Annotated in this window: 17 protein-coding genes and 1 riboswitch; of the genes, 8 read left to right on the forward strand and 9 right to left on the reverse strand. The window is 70.9% G+C overall.

Going from position 1 to position 15,583, the window contains the following annotated elements; translation table 11 throughout:
* Positions 1–144: 144 nt before the first annotated feature.
* Positions 145–1,380 (forward strand): D-alanyl-D-alanine carboxypeptidase family protein, encoded by a 1,236-nt coding sequence (locus BEK98_RS06345; protein WP_094215393.1) that lies wholly within the window; start codon positions 145–147, stop codon positions 1,378–1,380.
* On the opposite strand, the gene BEK98_RS06350 is transcribed toward BEK98_RS06345, so the two are convergent.
* The gene (locus tag BEK98_RS06350; protein WP_094215394.1) at positions 1,328–2,266 is read right to left on the reverse strand and encodes a YihY/virulence factor BrkB family protein; all 939 of its coding nucleotides are present in this window, start codon (positions 2,264–2,266) and stop codon (positions 1,328–1,330) included. The genes BEK98_RS06345 and BEK98_RS06350 overlap by 53 nt on opposite strands.
* Before the next feature lie 85 nt (positions 2,267–2,351).
* Here BEK98_RS06350 and dprE2 point away from each other — a divergent pair, with 85 nt between their 5' ends.
* The gene (gene dprE2 / locus BEK98_RS06355; RefSeq protein WP_094215738.1) at positions 2,352–3,107 is read left to right on the forward strand and encodes a decaprenylphospho-beta-D-erythro-pentofuranosid-2-ulose 2-reductase; all 756 of its coding nucleotides are present in this window, start codon (positions 2,352–2,354) and stop codon (positions 3,105–3,107) included.
* A 19-nt stretch (positions 3,108–3,126) separates the two neighbouring features.
* Here dprE2 and BEK98_RS06360 read toward each other — a convergent pair whose 3' ends face one another.
* From BEK98_RS06360 to BEK98_RS06370, 3 genes are all read right to left on the reverse strand, one after another.
* A complete protein-coding gene (locus BEK98_RS06360; RefSeq protein ID WP_094215395.1) occupies positions 3,127–3,705 on the reverse strand; it encodes a 2'-5' RNA ligase family protein in 579 nt (192 codons plus the stop codon).
* A gap of 170 nt (positions 3,706–3,875) precedes the next feature.
* On the reverse strand, positions 3,876–4,892 hold the full coding sequence (gene trpS, locus BEK98_RS06365; protein WP_094215396.1) for a tryptophan--tRNA ligase: 1,017 nt from the start codon (positions 4,890–4,892) through the stop codon (positions 3,876–3,878).
* Between the two features lie 116 nt (positions 4,893–5,008).
* Positions 5,009–6,457 (reverse strand): glycine hydroxymethyltransferase, encoded by a 1,449-nt coding sequence (locus tag BEK98_RS06370; protein WP_094215397.1) that lies wholly within the window; start codon positions 6,455–6,457, stop codon positions 5,009–5,011.
* Between the two features lie 32 nt (positions 6,458–6,489).
* Positions 6,490–6,581: riboswitch (ZMP/ZTP riboswitch) on the reverse strand.
* Between the two features lie 102 nt (positions 6,582–6,683).
* On the opposite strand from BEK98_RS06370, the gene rocD reads away from it, so the two are divergent.
* Positions 6,684–7,889 (forward strand): ornithine--oxo-acid transaminase, encoded by a 1,206-nt coding sequence (gene rocD / locus BEK98_RS06375; protein WP_094215398.1) that lies wholly within the window; start codon positions 6,684–6,686, stop codon positions 7,887–7,889.
* On the opposite strand, the gene BEK98_RS06380 is transcribed toward rocD, so the two are convergent.
* A complete protein-coding gene (locus BEK98_RS06380) occupies positions 7,886–9,070 on the reverse strand; it encodes a glutathionylspermidine synthase family protein (RefSeq protein ID WP_094215399.1) in 1,185 nt (394 codons plus the stop codon). The genes rocD and BEK98_RS06380 overlap by 4 nt on opposite strands.
* Before the next feature lie 47 nt (positions 9,071–9,117).
* Complete coding sequence (locus BEK98_RS06385; protein ID WP_094215400.1) at positions 9,118–9,462, reverse strand: hypothetical protein; 345 nt, start codon at positions 9,460–9,462, stop codon at positions 9,118–9,120.
* A gap of 124 nt (positions 9,463–9,586) precedes the next feature.
* Here BEK98_RS06385 and BEK98_RS06390 point away from each other — a divergent pair, with 124 nt between their 5' ends.
* Complete coding sequence (locus BEK98_RS06390; RefSeq protein WP_094215401.1) at positions 9,587–10,411, forward strand: DMT family transporter; 825 nt, start codon at positions 9,587–9,589, stop codon at positions 10,409–10,411.
* An 11-nt stretch (positions 10,412–10,422) separates the two neighbouring features.
* Here BEK98_RS06390 and pdxR read toward each other — a convergent pair whose 3' ends face one another.
* Positions 10,423–11,814 (reverse strand): MocR-like pyridoxine biosynthesis transcription factor PdxR, encoded by a 1,392-nt coding sequence (gene pdxR / locus BEK98_RS06395; protein ID WP_094215402.1) that lies wholly within the window; start codon positions 11,812–11,814, stop codon positions 10,423–10,425.
* Between the two features lie 47 nt (positions 11,815–11,861).
* Between pdxR and BEK98_RS06400 the strand changes: the two genes are divergently transcribed.
* Genes BEK98_RS06400 through BEK98_RS06410 form a run of 3 tightly spaced genes read left to right on the forward strand, consistent with a single transcriptional unit; the run spans position 11,862 to position 13,431 of the window.
* Complete coding sequence (locus tag BEK98_RS06400; RefSeq protein WP_094215403.1) at positions 11,862–12,362, forward strand: carboxymuconolactone decarboxylase family protein; 501 nt, start codon at positions 11,862–11,864, stop codon at positions 12,360–12,362.
* Positions 12,359–12,712 (forward strand): carboxymuconolactone decarboxylase family protein, encoded by a 354-nt coding sequence (locus BEK98_RS06405; RefSeq protein ID WP_107428256.1) that lies wholly within the window; start codon positions 12,359–12,361, stop codon positions 12,710–12,712. Before BEK98_RS06400 ends, BEK98_RS06405 begins: the two co-directional genes overlap by 4 nt.
* A complete protein-coding gene (locus BEK98_RS06410) occupies positions 12,709–13,431 on the forward strand; it encodes an isocitrate lyase/PEP mutase family protein (protein WP_094215404.1) in 723 nt (240 codons plus the stop codon). Before BEK98_RS06405 ends, BEK98_RS06410 begins: the two co-directional genes overlap by 4 nt.
* Before the next feature lie 129 nt (positions 13,432–13,560).
* Here the strand turns inward: BEK98_RS06410 and BEK98_RS06415 are convergent, their stop codons facing one another.
* Entirely contained in the window at positions 13,561–14,001 is a 441-nt protein-coding gene (locus BEK98_RS06415) for a MarR family winged helix-turn-helix transcriptional regulator (RefSeq protein WP_094215405.1), read from the reverse strand.
* A gap of 23 nt (positions 14,002–14,024) precedes the next feature.
* Between BEK98_RS06415 and BEK98_RS06420 the strand changes: the two genes are divergently transcribed.
* Positions 14,025–14,465 carry a hypothetical protein gene (locus tag BEK98_RS06420; RefSeq protein ID WP_143684080.1) on the forward strand — a complete coding sequence of 147 codons (441 nt, stop codon included), beginning with the start codon at positions 14,025–14,027 and terminating at the stop codon, positions 14,463–14,465.
* A 143-nt stretch (positions 14,466–14,608) separates the two neighbouring features.
* Here BEK98_RS06420 and BEK98_RS06425 read toward each other — a convergent pair whose 3' ends face one another.
* Positions 14,609–15,583 carry an ABC transporter substrate-binding protein gene (locus BEK98_RS06425; protein ID WP_094215407.1) on the reverse strand — a complete coding sequence of 325 codons (975 nt, stop codon included), beginning with the start codon at positions 15,581–15,583 and terminating at the stop codon, positions 14,609–14,611.

Below are 15,583 nucleotides of genomic sequence, written 5' to 3' on the forward strand. Positions count from 1 at the left end.
GCACCCGCAGGCGGCCGGGGGTCCGGGGGTTGCCCCCCGGATGAGCACAGCATGGGACCAGTATCGCCGTTCGGTGTCCGGCTCCGTGTCCGGGGTGGGGTGCGAGGCGGGACTTCGCGGCCTGTGCCAGGTACGTTTCCGACCGTGCCCGCACCGAAGAAGACCGTCAGGCGATCCCTGCTGGTCACCACCGCCACGCTGCTGTCCCTGTCCGTCACCGCGCCCGCCGCGCTCGCGGCCCCGACCCCCTCGACGAGCCCGACGGCCACGCCGCCGGCGCAGATGTCGCTGGTCGGCGGAGCCCGGCTGGGGCAGCCCGGGACGCAGGTGAACCTCGCCGACGGCGTGCCCGTGCTCCCCAAGGACCTCACCGCCCGCTCCTGGATCGTCTCCGACGCCGAGTCCGGCGACATCCTCGCCGCGCACAACGCGCACTGGCGGCTGCCCCCGGCGAGCACCCTGAAGATGCTGTTCGCCGACACCGTGCTGCCGAGGTTCCCGAAGACGACCGAGCACAAGGTGATGCCGAACGACCTGGCCGGCATGGGCGTCGGCTCCAGCGTGGTCGGGATAAAGGAGGGCCGCACCTACAGCGTCCACGACCTGTGGCTCGGCGTCTTCCTGCGCTCGGGCAACGACGCCGTGCACGTGCTATCCGCGATGAACGGCGGCGTCGCGCAGACCGTCAAGGACATGCAGGACCACGCCGACGAACTGCAGGCCCTGGACACGCACGTGGTCAGCCCGGACGGCTACGACGCGCCGGGGCAGGTGTCGTCGGCGTACGACCTGACGCTGTTCGCCCGCTCCGGGCTGCAGAAGAAGGACTTCCGCGACTACTGCTCGACGGTGAGCGCGAAGTTCGGCTCCGGCGAGATCCGGAACACCAACCGGCTGCTGAGCGGCGACACCGACGTGCCCGTCTATCAGGGCATCGCCGGGGTGAAGAACGGCAACACCACCAACGCGGGCGCCACCTTCACCGGTGTCGCCGAGCGGGGCGGCAGGGTGCTGCTGGTCACGGTGATGAACCCGGAGAAGCACGAGCACAACGAGGTCTACAAGGAGACCGCGAAGCTGTTCGACTGGGGCTTCCAGGCGGCCGGCAAGGTCCAGCCGGTGGGCGAGCTGGTCCCGCCGAAGAGCGCCGCGCAGTCCACCGCCACGCCCGGCGCCACCGCCTCCGCCGGGACGGCGGGGAAGACCGGCGGCTCCGGCTCGAAGCCGGTGGCCAGCGCCACCGCAGGGGGCGGCTCCAGCGGCGTCGGGATCGCCCTGGGCGTCGTCGGCGGGCTGCTGGTGCTGCTCTGCGGCGGGGCGTTCCTGGTCAACCGCCGTTGGCCGCTGCCGGACCTGATGCGCCGTCGGACGCGTTCCTGACGACGCCCTCGCGTCCGTTCTCGCCGTTCTCGCGGTTCCCCTCGCTCGGCGTCGCCGTCCAGGCGGCGCAGAACAGGAGGAGTTTCGCGGTGAAGTTGATCCACAGCAGCAGGGCCACAGGGACGCCGAACGCGCCGTACATGCTCTTCGCGGCGACTCCCTGGATATAGCCGCTGAGCAGCACCTTCAGCAGTTCGAAGCCGACCGCGCCGATGAGCGCGGCCACCAGCAGGCGGCGGCGCGGCGGCTCGACACCGGGCAGCAGGGTCAGGACGTAGAGCAGGACCACGAAGTCGGCGAGCACGGCGACGGTGAAGGCCGCGATCCGCAGCAGGACCGCGCCCCAGCCCGCCCGCTCGATGCCGAGCTGGTCGGTGGTCCAGCCCACCAGCGCGGAGGCGACGGTGGAGATGGCGAGCGTGGCGAGGAGCGCTCCGCCGAGACCGACCAGGATGCCCGCGTCCTTGACCTTGGCCAGGACCGGGTTCCCCTCCCTGTCGGGCAACTCCCACACCACGCGCAGGCAGTCGCGCATCTGGCCGACCCAGCCCATGCCGATGAACAGCAGCACGGCACCGGCGATCACGCCGACCGTACCGGCGTTCTGGACCAGGGAGTTGATGTCCAGCTGGTCGGCGATGCCGGGGACCTGGTCGGCGATCTTGTGCTGGAGGTCCTTCTGCTGCGACTCGCTGAGCGTGGCGGCGGCGATCGCGGCGATCAGCGTCAGCAGCGGGAACAGCGCGATGAAGCTGATGAAGGTCATCGCGGCGGCCAGCCGGGTCCACTTCACCCGGTCCAGCCGCTCGTACGACCGCCACGCGTGCGTGGCCGTCAGCCAGGTGACGATCGGCCCGATCCCGGGAAGCTTCTTCAGCCAGTCCATGATCGGACTGTGCCCGCTCCGAGTGGCCGTCAACACCGCGTTTCTCCACCAGAACGGTCATACACGGGCGATACGGTCGGCTGTCATGAAGGACGCCACCGATCTGCCCCAGTCCCTGCTCGTCCTCGGCGGCACGTCCGAGATCGCGCTGGCCACGGTCCGCCGCCTGATCGCCCGCCGCACCCGCACCGTCTGGCTGGCCGGCCGCCCCTCCCCCGCCCTGGACCAGGCGGCCGCGCACCTGCGCGCCCTGGGCGCCGACGTCCGCACCGTCGCCTTCGACGCCCTCGACCCCGAGTCCCACGAGACGGCCCTCGGCAAGGTCTTCGCCGAGGGCCACATCGACCTGGTGCTGCTCGCCTTCGGCATCCTCGGCGACCAGGCCCACGACGAGCGCGACCCGCTGCGCGCGGTCCGGGTCGCCCAGACCAACTACACCGGAGCCGTGTCGGCCGGCCTGGTCGCCGCCCGCGCCCTCCAGACCCAGGGCCGCGGCTCCCTGGTGGTCCTCTCCTCCGCCGCCGGCGAACGGGCCCGCCGCGCCGACTTCATCTACGGCTCCAGCAAGGCCGGCCTCGACGCCTTCGCCCAGGGCCTCGGCGACGCGCTCCACGGCACCGGCGTGCACGTCATGGTCGTACGACCCGGATTCGTCCGCACGAGGATGACCACCGGCCTGCCCGAGACCCCGCTCACCACCACCCCCGAGGCGGTCGCCACGGCCATCGAACTGGGTCTGCGCCGACGCTCGGAGACGGTGTGGGTGCCGGGCGCGCTGCGCCTGGTGATGTCGGCCCTGCGGCACGCGCCGCGGGCGCTGTTCCGGAGGCTGCCCTTGTAGCCCGGCCGTACTGCCGGCGCTACGAGACCGCGCTGCTCCGGTCCACCCCGCGGAGCGCTTGTGGAGGCACGACGGACCCTCCGAACGTGTACTCCCGCAGCTTGCGCCACACGTCGTCGGCGCCCTGCTCGTACAGCGCGAACCCGGTGCACGGCCACTCGGCCTCGAAGCCGGCCAGCTCGGCGAAGGCGCGGTCCATCGCCGCCTCGTCGATGCCGTGCGCGACCGTGACATGCGGGTGGTACGGGAACTGCAGCTCGCGCGCCACCGGCCCCGAGGAGTCCCGCAGCCGCTGCTGCAGCCAGGCGCAGGTCTCGGCGCCCTGTACGACCCGCACATAGACGACCGGAGACAGGGGACGGAAGGTGCCGGTCCCGCACAGCCGCATCGGGAACGGCCGGGCGGCCGCCGCGACCTGCGTGAGGTGCGCCTCGACCGCCGGCAGGTCGGTCGCGTCCAGCTCGGTCGGCGGCAGCAGGGTGACGTGGGTGGGGATGCCGTGAGCCGCGGCGTCGCCGAAGCCCGCGCGCAGCTCCTGGAGCAGGCTGCCGTGAGGCTCCGGGACCGCGATCGACACGCCGATCGTTACGGTCCCCACGTCGTCTCCTGTCGTCGCGTGATGTCGTCTCGGCCGTCCCCGTCCGGGCCGTCGGCTATCGACTGTACGGCCATGGATGTCCTGTGGGCAGGCGCAGCGGAAGTGATGTGCAGCGCTCTGCCCGGTGGGACGTGTGTACGGTCGTGCGCCGCAGCGCCGGTCCGTGCTTCTCAGTGCTTCGCCGGCAGGAAACCCACCCGGTCGTACGCCTGCGCAAGCGTCTCGGCGGCGACGGCGCGCGCCTTCTCCGCGCCCTTGGCGAGGATCGAGTCGAGCGTCTCGGAGTCGTCCAGGTACTGCTGCGTGCGCTCCCGGAACGGCGTCACGAACTCGACCATGACATCGGCGAGGTCCGTCTTGAGCGCGCCGTACATCTTGCCCTCGTAGTCCTGCTCCAGCTCGGCGATCGACCTGCCGGTGAGCGTGGAGTAGATGGTGAGGAGGTTCGACACGCCCGGCTTGTTCTCCGCGTCGTAGCGGATCACGGTGTCGGTGTCGGTGACGGCGCTCTTGACCTTCTTGGCGGTCGCCTTCGGCTCGTCGAGCAGGTTGATCAGGCCCTTCGGCGTGGACGCCGACTTGCTCATCTTGATCGACGGGTCCTGAAGGTCGTAGATCTTCGCCGTCTCCTTGAGGATGTACGGCGACGGGATCGTGAACGTGTCGCCGAACCGGCCGTTGAAACGCTCGGCGAGGTCGCGGGTCAGCTCGATGTGCTGGCGCTGGTCCTCGCCGACCGGCACCTCGTTGGCCTGGTAGAGGAGGATGTCGGCGACCTGCAGGATCGGGTACGTGAACAGGCCGACGGAGGCCCGCTCGGCGCCCTGCTTGGCCGACTTGTCCTTGAACTGGGTCATACGGCTGGCCTCGCCGAAGCCGGTGAGGCAGTTCATGATCCAGGCGAGCTGGGCGTGCTCGGGGACGTGGCTCTGCACGAAGAGGGTGCAGCGGTCCGGGTCCAGGCCCGCGGCCAGCAGCTGGGCCGCGGCCAGGCGGGTGTTGGCGCGCAGGTCCTTCGGGTCCTGCGGGACCGTGATCGCGTGCAGGTCGACGACCATGTAGAAGGCGTCGTGGGACTCCTGCAGGGCTACCCACTGGCGGACGGCGCCGAGGTAGTTGCCCAAGTGGAACGAACCGGCGGTGGGCTGGATGCCGGAGAGCACGCGAGGTTGGTCAGCGGAAGCCATGTTTTTTATTGTCGCAGAGAGCTCGGGGGGTTCGGTGCGTGGGGAACTGCGGACCGTGGTGGGCTGGTCGCGCAGTTCCCCGCGCCCCTGAGGTTGGCTGCCCCTTGAGGCGTTGATCAGCCCAGGTCGACTTCCGGGTACAGCGGGAAGCCCGCGACCAGGTCCGTGGCCCGCTGGGCGATCTCCTCCGCGATCTTCTCGTCGAGGATGTGGGCGGCCTTGGACGGGGCGCCCGACTTGGTGGTGCCCTGCTCCGTCGTCGTCAGGACGCGGTCGATCAGGCCCGCCGCCTCGTCCATCTCCGCCGTGCCGAGACCACGGGTGGTCAGGGCGGGGGTGCCGATGCGGATGCCGGAGGTGTACCAGGCGCCGTTCGGGTCGGCCGGGATCGCGTTGCGGTTGGTGACGATGCCGGACTCGAGCAGGGCGGCCTCGGCCTGGCGGCCGGTGAGGCCGTAGGAGGTGGCCACGTCGATCAGGTTGAGGTGGTTGTCCGTGCCGCCGGTGACCAGGGTGGCGCCGCGCTTCATCAGGCCCTCGGCGAGGGCGCGGGAGTTGTCGACGATGCGCTGGGCGTAGTCCTGGAAGGAGGGCTGACGGGCCTCGGCCAGGGCGACGGCCTTCGCGGCCATGACGTGCGGGAGCGGGCCGCCGAGCACCATCGGGCAGCCGCGGTCGACCTGGTCCTTCAGGGAGTCGTCGCACAGGACCATGCCGCCGCGCGGGCCGCGCAGCGACTTGTGGGTCGTCGTGGTGACGATCTGGGCGTGCGGGACCGGGTCGAAGTCGCCGGTCAGGACCTTGCCGGCGACCAGGCCCGCGAAGTGGGCCATGTCGACCATGAGGGTCGCGCCGACCTCGTCGGCGATCTCGCGCATGATGCGGAAGTTCACCAGACGGGGGTACGCCGAGTAGCCCGCGACGATGATCAGCGGCTTGAACTCGCGGGCCTGGGCGCGCAGGGCCTCGTAGTCGATCAGGCCCGTGGCCGGGTCGGTGCCGTAGGAGCGCTGGTCGAACATCTTGCCGGAGATGTTCGGGCGGAAGCCGTGGGTGAGGTGGCCGCCCGCGTCCAGGGACATGCCGAGCATGCGCTGGTTGCCGAAGGCCTGGCGCAGCTCGGCCCAGTCGGCCTCGGAGAGGTCGTTGACCTGGCGGGCGCCGGTCTTCTCCAGGAACGGGACCTCGACGCGGTCCGCGAGCACGGCCCAGAAGGCGACGAGGTTGGCGTCGATGCCGGAGTGCGGCTGGACGTAGGCGTGCCGGGCGCCGAAGAGGGTCTTGGCGTGCTCGGCGGCCAGGGACTCCACCGTGTCGACGTTGCGGCAGCCGGCGTAGAAGCGGCGGCCGATGGTGCCCTCGGCGTACTTGTCGCTGAACCAGTTGCCCATCGCCAGCAGGGTGGCCGGGGAGGCGTAGTTCTCGGAGGCGATCAGCTTGAGCATCTCGCGCTGGTCGTGGACCTCCTGGCCGATGGCGTCGGCGACGCGCGGCTCGACGGCACGGATGACGTCGAGGGCGGCGCGGAAGGCGGTGGACTCGGTCGACAGGGGCTGCTCTGGCATGGGGACCTCCGGACGGCGTGTGTACAGCGTTCACGTTCGGCCCAGGCGCACGGCACTGTTTTACCGCTCGGGCCGCTCCCCGATGGTCGGTCCCATCCCTAGCGCGCCAGTCACGGCCCGCTGATCAGCCTACCGGGCGCGTCGGATCGCGCAGGTCCCGCGTCCACCATGCGAGCGAGGATAAGAAGGGGGATGCATCCCGACTCTCTGGCCCTCTGGAGTTCCCGTGAACGCTACGGAGACGCTCATCGCCGCCGCCGACGCCCATAGTGCGCACAACTACCACCCGCTGCCGGTGGTCGTGGCCACCGCGGACGGGGCCTGGATGACGGATGTCGAGGGGCGGCGCTACCTCGACCTGCTGGCCGGGTACTCGGCGCTGAACTTCGGGCACGGCCACCGGCGGCTGGTGGAGGCGGCCAAGGCGCAGCTGGAGCGGGTGACGCTGACCTCGCGGGCGTTCCACCACGACCGGTTCGCCGCGTTCTGCACCGAGCTGGCCGCGCTGTGCGGTATGCAGATGGTGCTGCCGATGAACACCGGCGTCGAGGCGGTGGAGACCGCGGTGAAGACGGCCCGGAAGTGGGGGTACCGGATCAAGGGGGTGCCCGCCGAGATGGCGAAGATCGTGGTCGCGAGCGGCAACTTCCACGGCCGTACGACGACGGTCATCAGCTTCTCCACCGACCCCGAGGCACGGGCGGACTTCGGGCCGTACACGCCGGGCTTCCAGATCGTGCCGTACGGCGACCTGACCGCGATGCGGGAGGCGCTCACCGAGAACACGGTCGCGGTGCTGCTCGAACCGATCCAGGGCGAGTCGGGGGTGATCGTCCCGCCGGCCGGTTATCTGCCGGCGGTGCGGGAGCTGACCCGGGAGCGGGACGTGCTGTTCATCGCCGACGAGATCCAGTCGGGGCTGGGCCGGACCGGGCGGACCTTCGCGTGCGAGCACGAGGGGGTCGCACCGGATGTGTACGTGCTGGGGAAGGCGCTGGGCGGCGGGATCGTGCCGGTGTCGGCGGTGGTGTCGAGCACCGAGGTGCTCGGGGTGTTCCGGCCGGGTGAGCACGGATCGACGTTCGGCGGGAACCCCCTGGCGTGTGCGGTGGCGCTGGAGGTGATCAGGATGCTGCGGACGGGCGAGTACCAGGCGCGGGCCGCCGAGCTGGGCGATCATCTGCACCGGGAGCTGGCCGCCCTGCTCGGCACCGGCAAGGTGACGGCGGTGCGCGGGCGCGGACTGTGGGCCGGGGTCGACATCGCGCCGAGGCTCGGGACGGGCCGGCAGGTGTCCGAGCGGCTCATGGACCGGGGTGTCCTGGTGAAGGACACCCACGGTGTGACGATCCGGATCGCGCCACCGCTGGTGATCAGCAAGGAGGACCTGGACTGGGGCCTCGCCCAGCTCTCGGCCGTGCTGGAGGGCTAGAGGATCACGTGCGGCAGGAAGCGGGCGTACCCGTCGGTGATCAGGCCCGAGGACTCGCGGATGCCAAGGCCCGCCGGTTCGTCCCGGACGACCCAGGCGCCGAGCACGACGTGGTTGCCGTCGAAGGCGGGCAGCGGGGCCAACTGCTGGTAGCAGCACGGCTCTTCGCGCGGGGCGACGGGCGTGCCGGGCTCGTGCACGGTGACGCCCTCGCCCTCCCGGCCGAGCAGCGGCTTGGCGACGTAGCCCTGGTGGGTGGCCAGCTCGCGCGGGCCGTCCAGGTAGGCGGGCAGGAGGTTCGGGTGGCCGGGGTACAGCTCCCAGAGGATCGCCAGGAGGGCCTTGTTGCTCAGGAGCATCTTCCAGGCGGGTTCGATCCACAGGGTGGTGCCGGTGCCGCCGCCGTTGTCGAGGGTGTCGAGGACGTGCCCGGCGAAGGCGTCGGTGGTGAGCCACTCCCACGGGTAGAGCTTGAAGATGCTGCGGATGAACCGGAGCCCGTGGTCCACGAAGCGGCCGGAGAGGGTGTCCCAGCCGATCTCCTCCATGGAGATCCAGTCGGTGGCGAGGCCGGCCTGTTCGGCGGTCTCCTTCAGGTAGGCGACCGTCATCAGGTCCTCGCCGAGTTCGTCGGCGGAGGAGTGCGCGAAGTGCAGGGGGCTGCCCGGCGGGAGCAGCGCGGCCTGCCCGCGCCAGGCGTCGACCAGGCGCTCGTGCAGGGAGTTCCACTGGTCGGCGCCGGGGAAGCGTTCCTCCATCCAGAACCACTGGGGGGAGGCGGCCTCGACCAGTGAGGTCGGGGTGTCGGCGTTGTACTCCAGGAGTTTCGCCGGTCCTGTGCCGTCGTAGCGGAGGTCGAAGCGGCCGTAGACGGAGGGGAGTTCGGCGCGGCGCTGCCAGGCCTCGGTGACGGCGGCGGCGACGCGCGGGTCGGTGATGCCGAGGTCGGCGAGGCGGCCCCCGGCCACGATGTGCTCGGCGGCGGCCAGGCACATGGCGTGCAGTTCCTCGACGGTCTCCTCCAGTGCCTCGACCTCCTCCAGGCTGAAGACGTAGTAGGCGCTCTCGTCCCAGTAGGGGCGCAGCGAGCCGTCGGGGTGGCGGGTGAGCGGGTAGACGAGCCCCTGCTCCTCGACGGTCTGCTGCCAGCCGGGACGGGGGGTGGTGGTACGGCGTTCCATGCGACGTCCGTGTCTTCTGGGTCTTCTGGGTCTTCCGGGTCTCCCGGTCAGCCGCCGGAGCTGCCGTGGCCGCCGCCGAAGCCGCCGCGGTGCACACCGCTGTGCGAGGAGCCACCCGAGCCCGAGCCCTTGCTGGGCTTGGTGAAGGAGCCCCCGTCGACCCAGGAGCCCTTCTTCTTGCCGCCGTAGTACCAGGCGCCGTTCACGGAGACCTTGGTGGCCTTGCAGTTCTTGTCGGAGACGACCTTGTAGCCCTTGGCCAGCCGGTAGCTGTCGCGGTCGACGCAGCGCTTGTCCGGGGCGGAGGAGCAGGCGGTCAGGGCGGTCGCGAGCAGGCCCATGCCACCGAGCAGGACGGTCCCGGAGCGAAGGCGTCGGCGTACGGTGTCCATGCTGCGGTCTCCCCCGTCGGCTGGCTGGCCTGTTTTCGGCGGTCAGCCTAGAGACTGGTGAGAACGGGCACCGAGGCGGGTCGCCGCTTCCCCCCTCCCCTAGAGTCACTTCGTGCTCTTTGGAATGGTGTGTGCCCTGGCCGCTGCGGTCTGCTTCGGTACGGCGACGGTGCTGCAGGCGGTCGCCGCACGGGAGGCCGGTGAAGGCGGAGGCGGCGAGGCCGCGCTGCTGCTGCGGGCCCTCAGGCAGTGGCGGTACTTGGCGGGTCTTGCGCTGGACGGTCTTGGCTTCCTGTTCCAGATCGCGGCGCTGCGCTCGATCCCGATCTACGCGGTGAGCGCGGCACTGGCGTCGAGTCTGGCGGTGACGGCGGTGGTCGCGGCACGCCTGCTGCGGGTACGGCTCAGCGGCACGGAGTGGGGTGCGGTGGGCGTGGTGTGCGCCGGGCTCGCGATGCTGGGCCTGGCAGCCGGGCCGGAAGGGGAGGTGGCCGGGTCGGAGACCCTGAAGTGGGCCATGCTCGCGACGGCGCTCGCCATGCTGGTACTCGCGCTGCTGGGCGGCCGGCTGTCCGGGCGCATGCGGGCGCTGGTGCTGGGGCTCGGGGCGGGATTCGGCTTCGGCGTGGTCGAGGTGTCGGTCCGCCTGATCGACTCACTGCACCCGGCCGACCTGCTCACCAACCCGGCGGCCTACGCCCTCCTCATCGGCGGGGCCGCCGCCTTCATCCTGCTGACCTCCGCCCTCCAGCGCGGCTCGGTGACGACGGCGACGGCGGGCATGGTGATCGGCGAGACGATCGGCCCGGCGGCCATCGGCGTGATCTGGCTCGGCGACCGGACGCGGGAGGGGCTGACCTGGCTGGCCGCGCTCGGGTTCGCGGTGGCGGTGGCGGGGGCGTTGGCGCTGGCGCGGTTCGGGGAGGCGCCGGTGGCTGAGGAAGCCTGAAGCAGCCTGTCCTACGGCAACACCCTGCACAACGCCTCCAACGCCCCCGCCCAAGCACTCTCCGGCGGTGTCCCGTACCCCACCACCAGCGCGTCCAGCGGCTCGGCGAGCGCCTGCTCGTGGCGGTGGAAGGAGAGCCCGTGCAGGGCCAGGCCCTGCCAGGTCGCCGCCTGGATCACCGACTGTTCGGTGCCGGACGGCAGGCGCAGGACCGCGTGGAGGCCGGCCGCGATGCCGGTGACGCGGACCTCGGGGGCGCGGTGGGCGACGGCGGTGGCGAGGGCGTCGCGGCGGCGGCGGTAGCGCAGGCGGGCGGAGCGTACGTGGCGGTCGTAGGCGCCGGACACCATGAACTCGGCCAGGGTCAGCTGGTCCAGCACTCCGCAGGTGTCGATGCGGCCCTTGGCCGCGGCCGCCTCCTCCACCAGGGACGGTGGCAGCACCATCCAGCCGAGGCGGAGGCCGGGGGCGAGGGACTTGCTGGCGGTGCCGAGGTAGACGACGCGGTCGGGGTCGAGTCCCTGGAGGGCGCCGACGGGCTGGCGGTCGTAGCGGAACTCGCCGTCGTAGTCGTCCTCCAGGACCAGCCCGCCGGTGCGGCGCGCCCACTCCACGACGGCGGTGCGCCGGTCGGGGTGCAGGGGCATGCCCATCGGGAACTGGTGGGCGGGGGTGAGGAGGACCGCTCCGCCGTCGCCCAACCCGGCCGTGTCCGTGCCGAGTTCGTCGTAGGGGAGGGCGGGGGTCGCCAGGCCCGCGGTGCGCAGGAGGTCCCAGTGGACGGCGAGGCCGTACGACTCCACCGCGATGGTGCGCACCCCGCGCGTGCGCAGCACCGAGCCGAGGATGCGCAGGGCGTGGGAGATGCCTGCGGTGATCATGACCGTGTCGGGGGTGGTACGGACGCCGCGGGCGCGGGCGAGGTAGGTGGCGAGGGCGGTGCGGAGTTCGGGGCGGCCGAGCGGGTCGCCGTAGCCGAGGGCGTCGAAGGGGGCGGTCGCCAGTGCGCGGCGGGCGGCCTTGAGCCACTCGGTGCGCGGGAAGGCGGCGAGGTCGGGGGTGCCGGGGATGAGGCTGTAGGCGGGGCGGCCGGGGTCGCGGCGCCGGGGTTGTGCGGTGTCCGCGGGCGGGACGACGGCCCGCTCCGCGACGCTGGTGCCGGAGCCCTGTCGCGCGGTGAGCCAGCCCTCGGCGACCAGGTCGGCGTAGGCCTCGGCGACGGTGTTGCGGGCGATGCCCAGGTCGGCGGCGAGGGTGCGGGAGGAGGGCAGCCGGGTGCCGGGGGCGAGGCGGCCGGTGCGCACCGCGTCCCGGAGCGCGTCGGTCAGGCCGCGGCGCAGCCCGCTGGATCCGGCGGGTTCGAGGTGCAGGTCGACGCCCAGAGTGGCCCAAGGATTCGCCATGGAAATGGACCATACTCCTGGGCTTCCTCGCTCCTAGGGTCGAAGCCATGAGCACCGCAGAGGAAACCGTCGAGTACGCCACCGAACACGCCCCCAGGATGCAGTGGGCCAAGCACTCTCCCGAGGTCTACAAGGCGATGGTCCGCCTGGACTCGGCCGCCAAGCAGGGCCTGGACCCCACGCTGTACGAGCTGGTGAAGATCCGCGCCTCGCAGATCAACCACTGCGCGTTCTGCCTCGACATGCACACCAAGGACGCGCTCGCGGCCGGCGAGAGCGTCGAGCGGATCGTGCAGCTCAGCGCGTGGGAGGAGTCGCGGCACTTCTACACCGAGAAGGAGCTGGCGGCGATCGAGCTGACCGAAGCGGTCACCGTGCTGACCGACGGCTTCGTGCCGGACGAGGTGTACGACCGGGCCGCCCAGCACTTCGAGGAGGCGGAGCTGGCCCAGCTGATCGCCGCGATCACGGTGATCAACGCGTGGAACCGGTTCGGCGTGACCACCCGGATGACCCCGGGCCACTACCGGCCGGGGCAGTACAAGTGAGCCGTACGCAGCTGCTGGACCGCGAGGTCGGCCTGGCCATGTCGGCGCTGAGCGCGGCGGAGTCGGACGACCGCATCCATCTGCTCAACGCCTGGGAGGAGGCCGAGGACCTCTACAGCGAGCGGGAGCGGGCCGCGCTGGCGCTGACCGAGGCGGTCACCGTGCTGACTGGGGGCACCTCCCGGACGAAGTCTGGGGGAGGCTTCGTACCGGACGAGGTGTACGACACCGCCGCCAAGCACTTCGGCGAGGCCGAACTCGCCCATCTCATCGGCCTGATCACCGTCATCAACGGCTGGAACCGCCTGATGGTCAGCCGCCGTGTCCCGCCAGGGGGGTACCAGCCGTGAACAAGGTGGACGTGTTCCGCACCCTGCACCGCAAGCGCGCCCAGGGCGATCCACTGGTCCTGCCGGGCCCCTGGGACGCGGCGAGTGCCCGGGTGTGCGTCGAGAGCGGGTTCCCGGCGCTGGCCACACCGAGTGCGGGGGTGGCCGCCTCGCTCGGGTACGAGGACGGGGAGACCCCGGCCGACGAGATGTTCGCGGCGGTGGCCCGGATCGTGCGGGCGGTGGACGTGCCGGTCTCGGCGGACGTCGAGGGCGGGTACGGGCTCGCGCCGAAGGAGCTGGTGGAGCGGCTGCTGGAGGCGGGTGCCGTGGGGTGCAACCTTGAGGACTCCAACGGGGGTGTCCTCAAGGACCCGCACGAGCACGCCGAGTACCTCGCCGAGGTCCGCTCGGCCGCCGCCGACCGGCTCTTCGTCAACGCCCGCGTGGACACGTTCCTGCACGGCGACGGCGATCCCGAACGGGCCATCGAGCGGGCCGCGTTGTACGTGGCCGCGGGCGCGGACTGCGTGTATCCGATCCTCGCCCCGGTGGACGTACTGCCCCTGCTGCGGGCCGGGATCCAGGGCCCGCTGAACATGGTGGCCCGGCTGGACGGCGAGGGCCCCTCGCCCGCCGTGCTCGGCGAACTCGGAGCCACCCGCGTCACGTTCGGGCCGGGGCTCCAGCGGCGGGCCACGGCGGCGCTGCGGGAGATCACCAAGAACCTTTCCGCATAAGAGCTTGAGCAGATAGGCGATCGTCAGCGGTGCCGTTGGGGGTTGTTTGCCCAGCGGCGGATGATGGTTGGGCGGATCAGGCTGCGGATCGTGACGGTGATGTCGTCGCTGACCCGCTTGCCTGGTGAGTCACTTCGCGATGAGGCCCGTCGCGGCGGCGATCCGGCCAAGGGTGTGGAGCAGGGCCGCTGCTTCGGCGGGGCTGATCGCGCTCAGCAGTTCCTCATCGTTCTGCCGCGCCAGTGAGAGCGTCTGATGTCGCAGCTCGCGGCCGGTCGGCGTCAGTTCGATGAGCTGACGCCGGCGGTCTGCGGTATCGCGTACCCGTCGCACGGCATCGAGTTGCTCAAGCTCATCGAGCATGTCGACGACCACGCTCGCGGTCACGCCGACGGCCTTGGCCAGTTCGAGCTGCGCCCGCGGCCCGCCGGACAGGAGTTCCAGGACGGCGCAGTGCCGGGGGCGCAGCCCGAGCGGGGCCAGCCGGTCCGCGAACCGCACGTTCGCCTGTTGACCCAGCTTGCCCAACAAGAAACCCACCGTGTCGGTCAAAGACTCTTCCGCTGCCACATCGTCAACGTTAGCCTAGCCATATGATTCGGTACCCGAACGATATGGTTCCCTCAGTAAATGCCCGTCGATTCGGCGGGCTTGTCGCGCTCCTCACTGTGGTCACGTCCGGCTACTTCACGGTGTCCAGCCTGGTCGACCCAGGCGGGCTGGTGCCTGGAGGCGACCAGGTCGCGCCCAGGACGTATGCCGCCTATATGGCGGCCCGCAGCATCGTCCTGCTCGGCGGAATGGTCTGGCTGCTGGCCATACGCGCCTGGCGTTCCCTTGGCCTGCTACTCGCGCTGAACGGCGCGGTCCAGATCGTCGACGCAGTGATCGGCGCTGTCCATCAGCAGGTCTCTCAGACCATCGGCCCCCTGCTGTTCGCCACAGCCCTGCTGACAGCGGCCCGACTGCTTGGAGTCCGCGCCCGGCCTCTGGGACGGGCTGGAAGCACGGGCACGCACGGCCCCCATCCTTGAGCACTGACGCGCGCCTGGGAGTTGTGGCGACGCGGGGCCCAGTCAACGGCCCCTGCCCCACCACCGGATCGCACGCGCCAGGGTGGGGCTGGACGCAAACGCAGCATCACCGCCAGTGATGCCCGTTGTGCAAGCCCATCGCTTTAGCGATGGGTAGTTGACGGCAGCCACTTCTTCCACTCGGAGGGGTGGCTGTCCACCCACTTCTTCGCCGCCTCCTCGGGCGACAGCTTCTGGTCGGCGATCATCAGGGAGACCTCGTTCTGGTCCTCGGTCGTCCACTTGAACTTCTTCAGGAAGGCCGCCGCCTCGCCGCCGGACTTCGCGAAGTCGGCGTTGAGGTACTTCTGCAGCGGGGTGTGCGGATACGCGCAGGCGACCTTGGCCGCGTCGGCGTCGCAGCCCTCCTTGTACGGCGGCAGCTTCACCTCCGTCATGGGGACCTTCTTGAACAGCCATTGGGGTGAGTACCAGTAGGTCAGGAAGGGTTTCTTCTCCTTGGCGAACTGTTTCATCTGGGTGATCTGGGCCGCCTCGGAACCGGCGAAGACGACCTGGTAGTCCAGCTTCAGGTTGTTCACCAGGGCCTTGTCGTTGGTGACGTAGGACGGGGAGCCGTCCATCAGCTGGCCCTTGCCGCCGCTCTCCGCGGTGCGGAAGAGCGAGGCGTACTTGTTCAGGTTCCGCCAGTCGGTGATGTCCGGGTGCTGCTGGGCGAGGTACGTCGGGACGAACCAGCCGATGTGTCCGGTCACCCCGAGGTCGCCGGCGCGGGCGATCGTCTTCTTGTCGGTGACGTACCGCTTCTCCTGGTCCGGGTGGCCCCAGTCCTCCAGGATGGCGTCGACCCGGCCCTGGCTGAGCGCGTCCCACGCGGGCACCTCGTCCACCTGGACGGTGTCGACGCGGTAGCCCAGCTTGTGTTCGAGGAGGTACTGGGCGACGGCCACGTTGGACTGCGCGCCCACCCAGGACTGCACGGACAGGGTGACCGTCTTCGCGCCCTGGGCGTTCGCGAACGGCGAGGCCTGCTTGGTCATGTCGGCGGCGCCGCAGCCGGTCAGCAGCGCCAGCGCGGACACACCGGCGGCCACCGTGAAGATCGTACGAATGCGCAT

Source organism: Streptomyces diastatochromogenes (assembly GCF_002242805.1).
Taxonomy (GTDB): Bacteria; Actinomycetota; Actinomycetes; order Streptomycetales; family Streptomycetaceae; genus Streptomyces; species Streptomyces diastatochromogenes.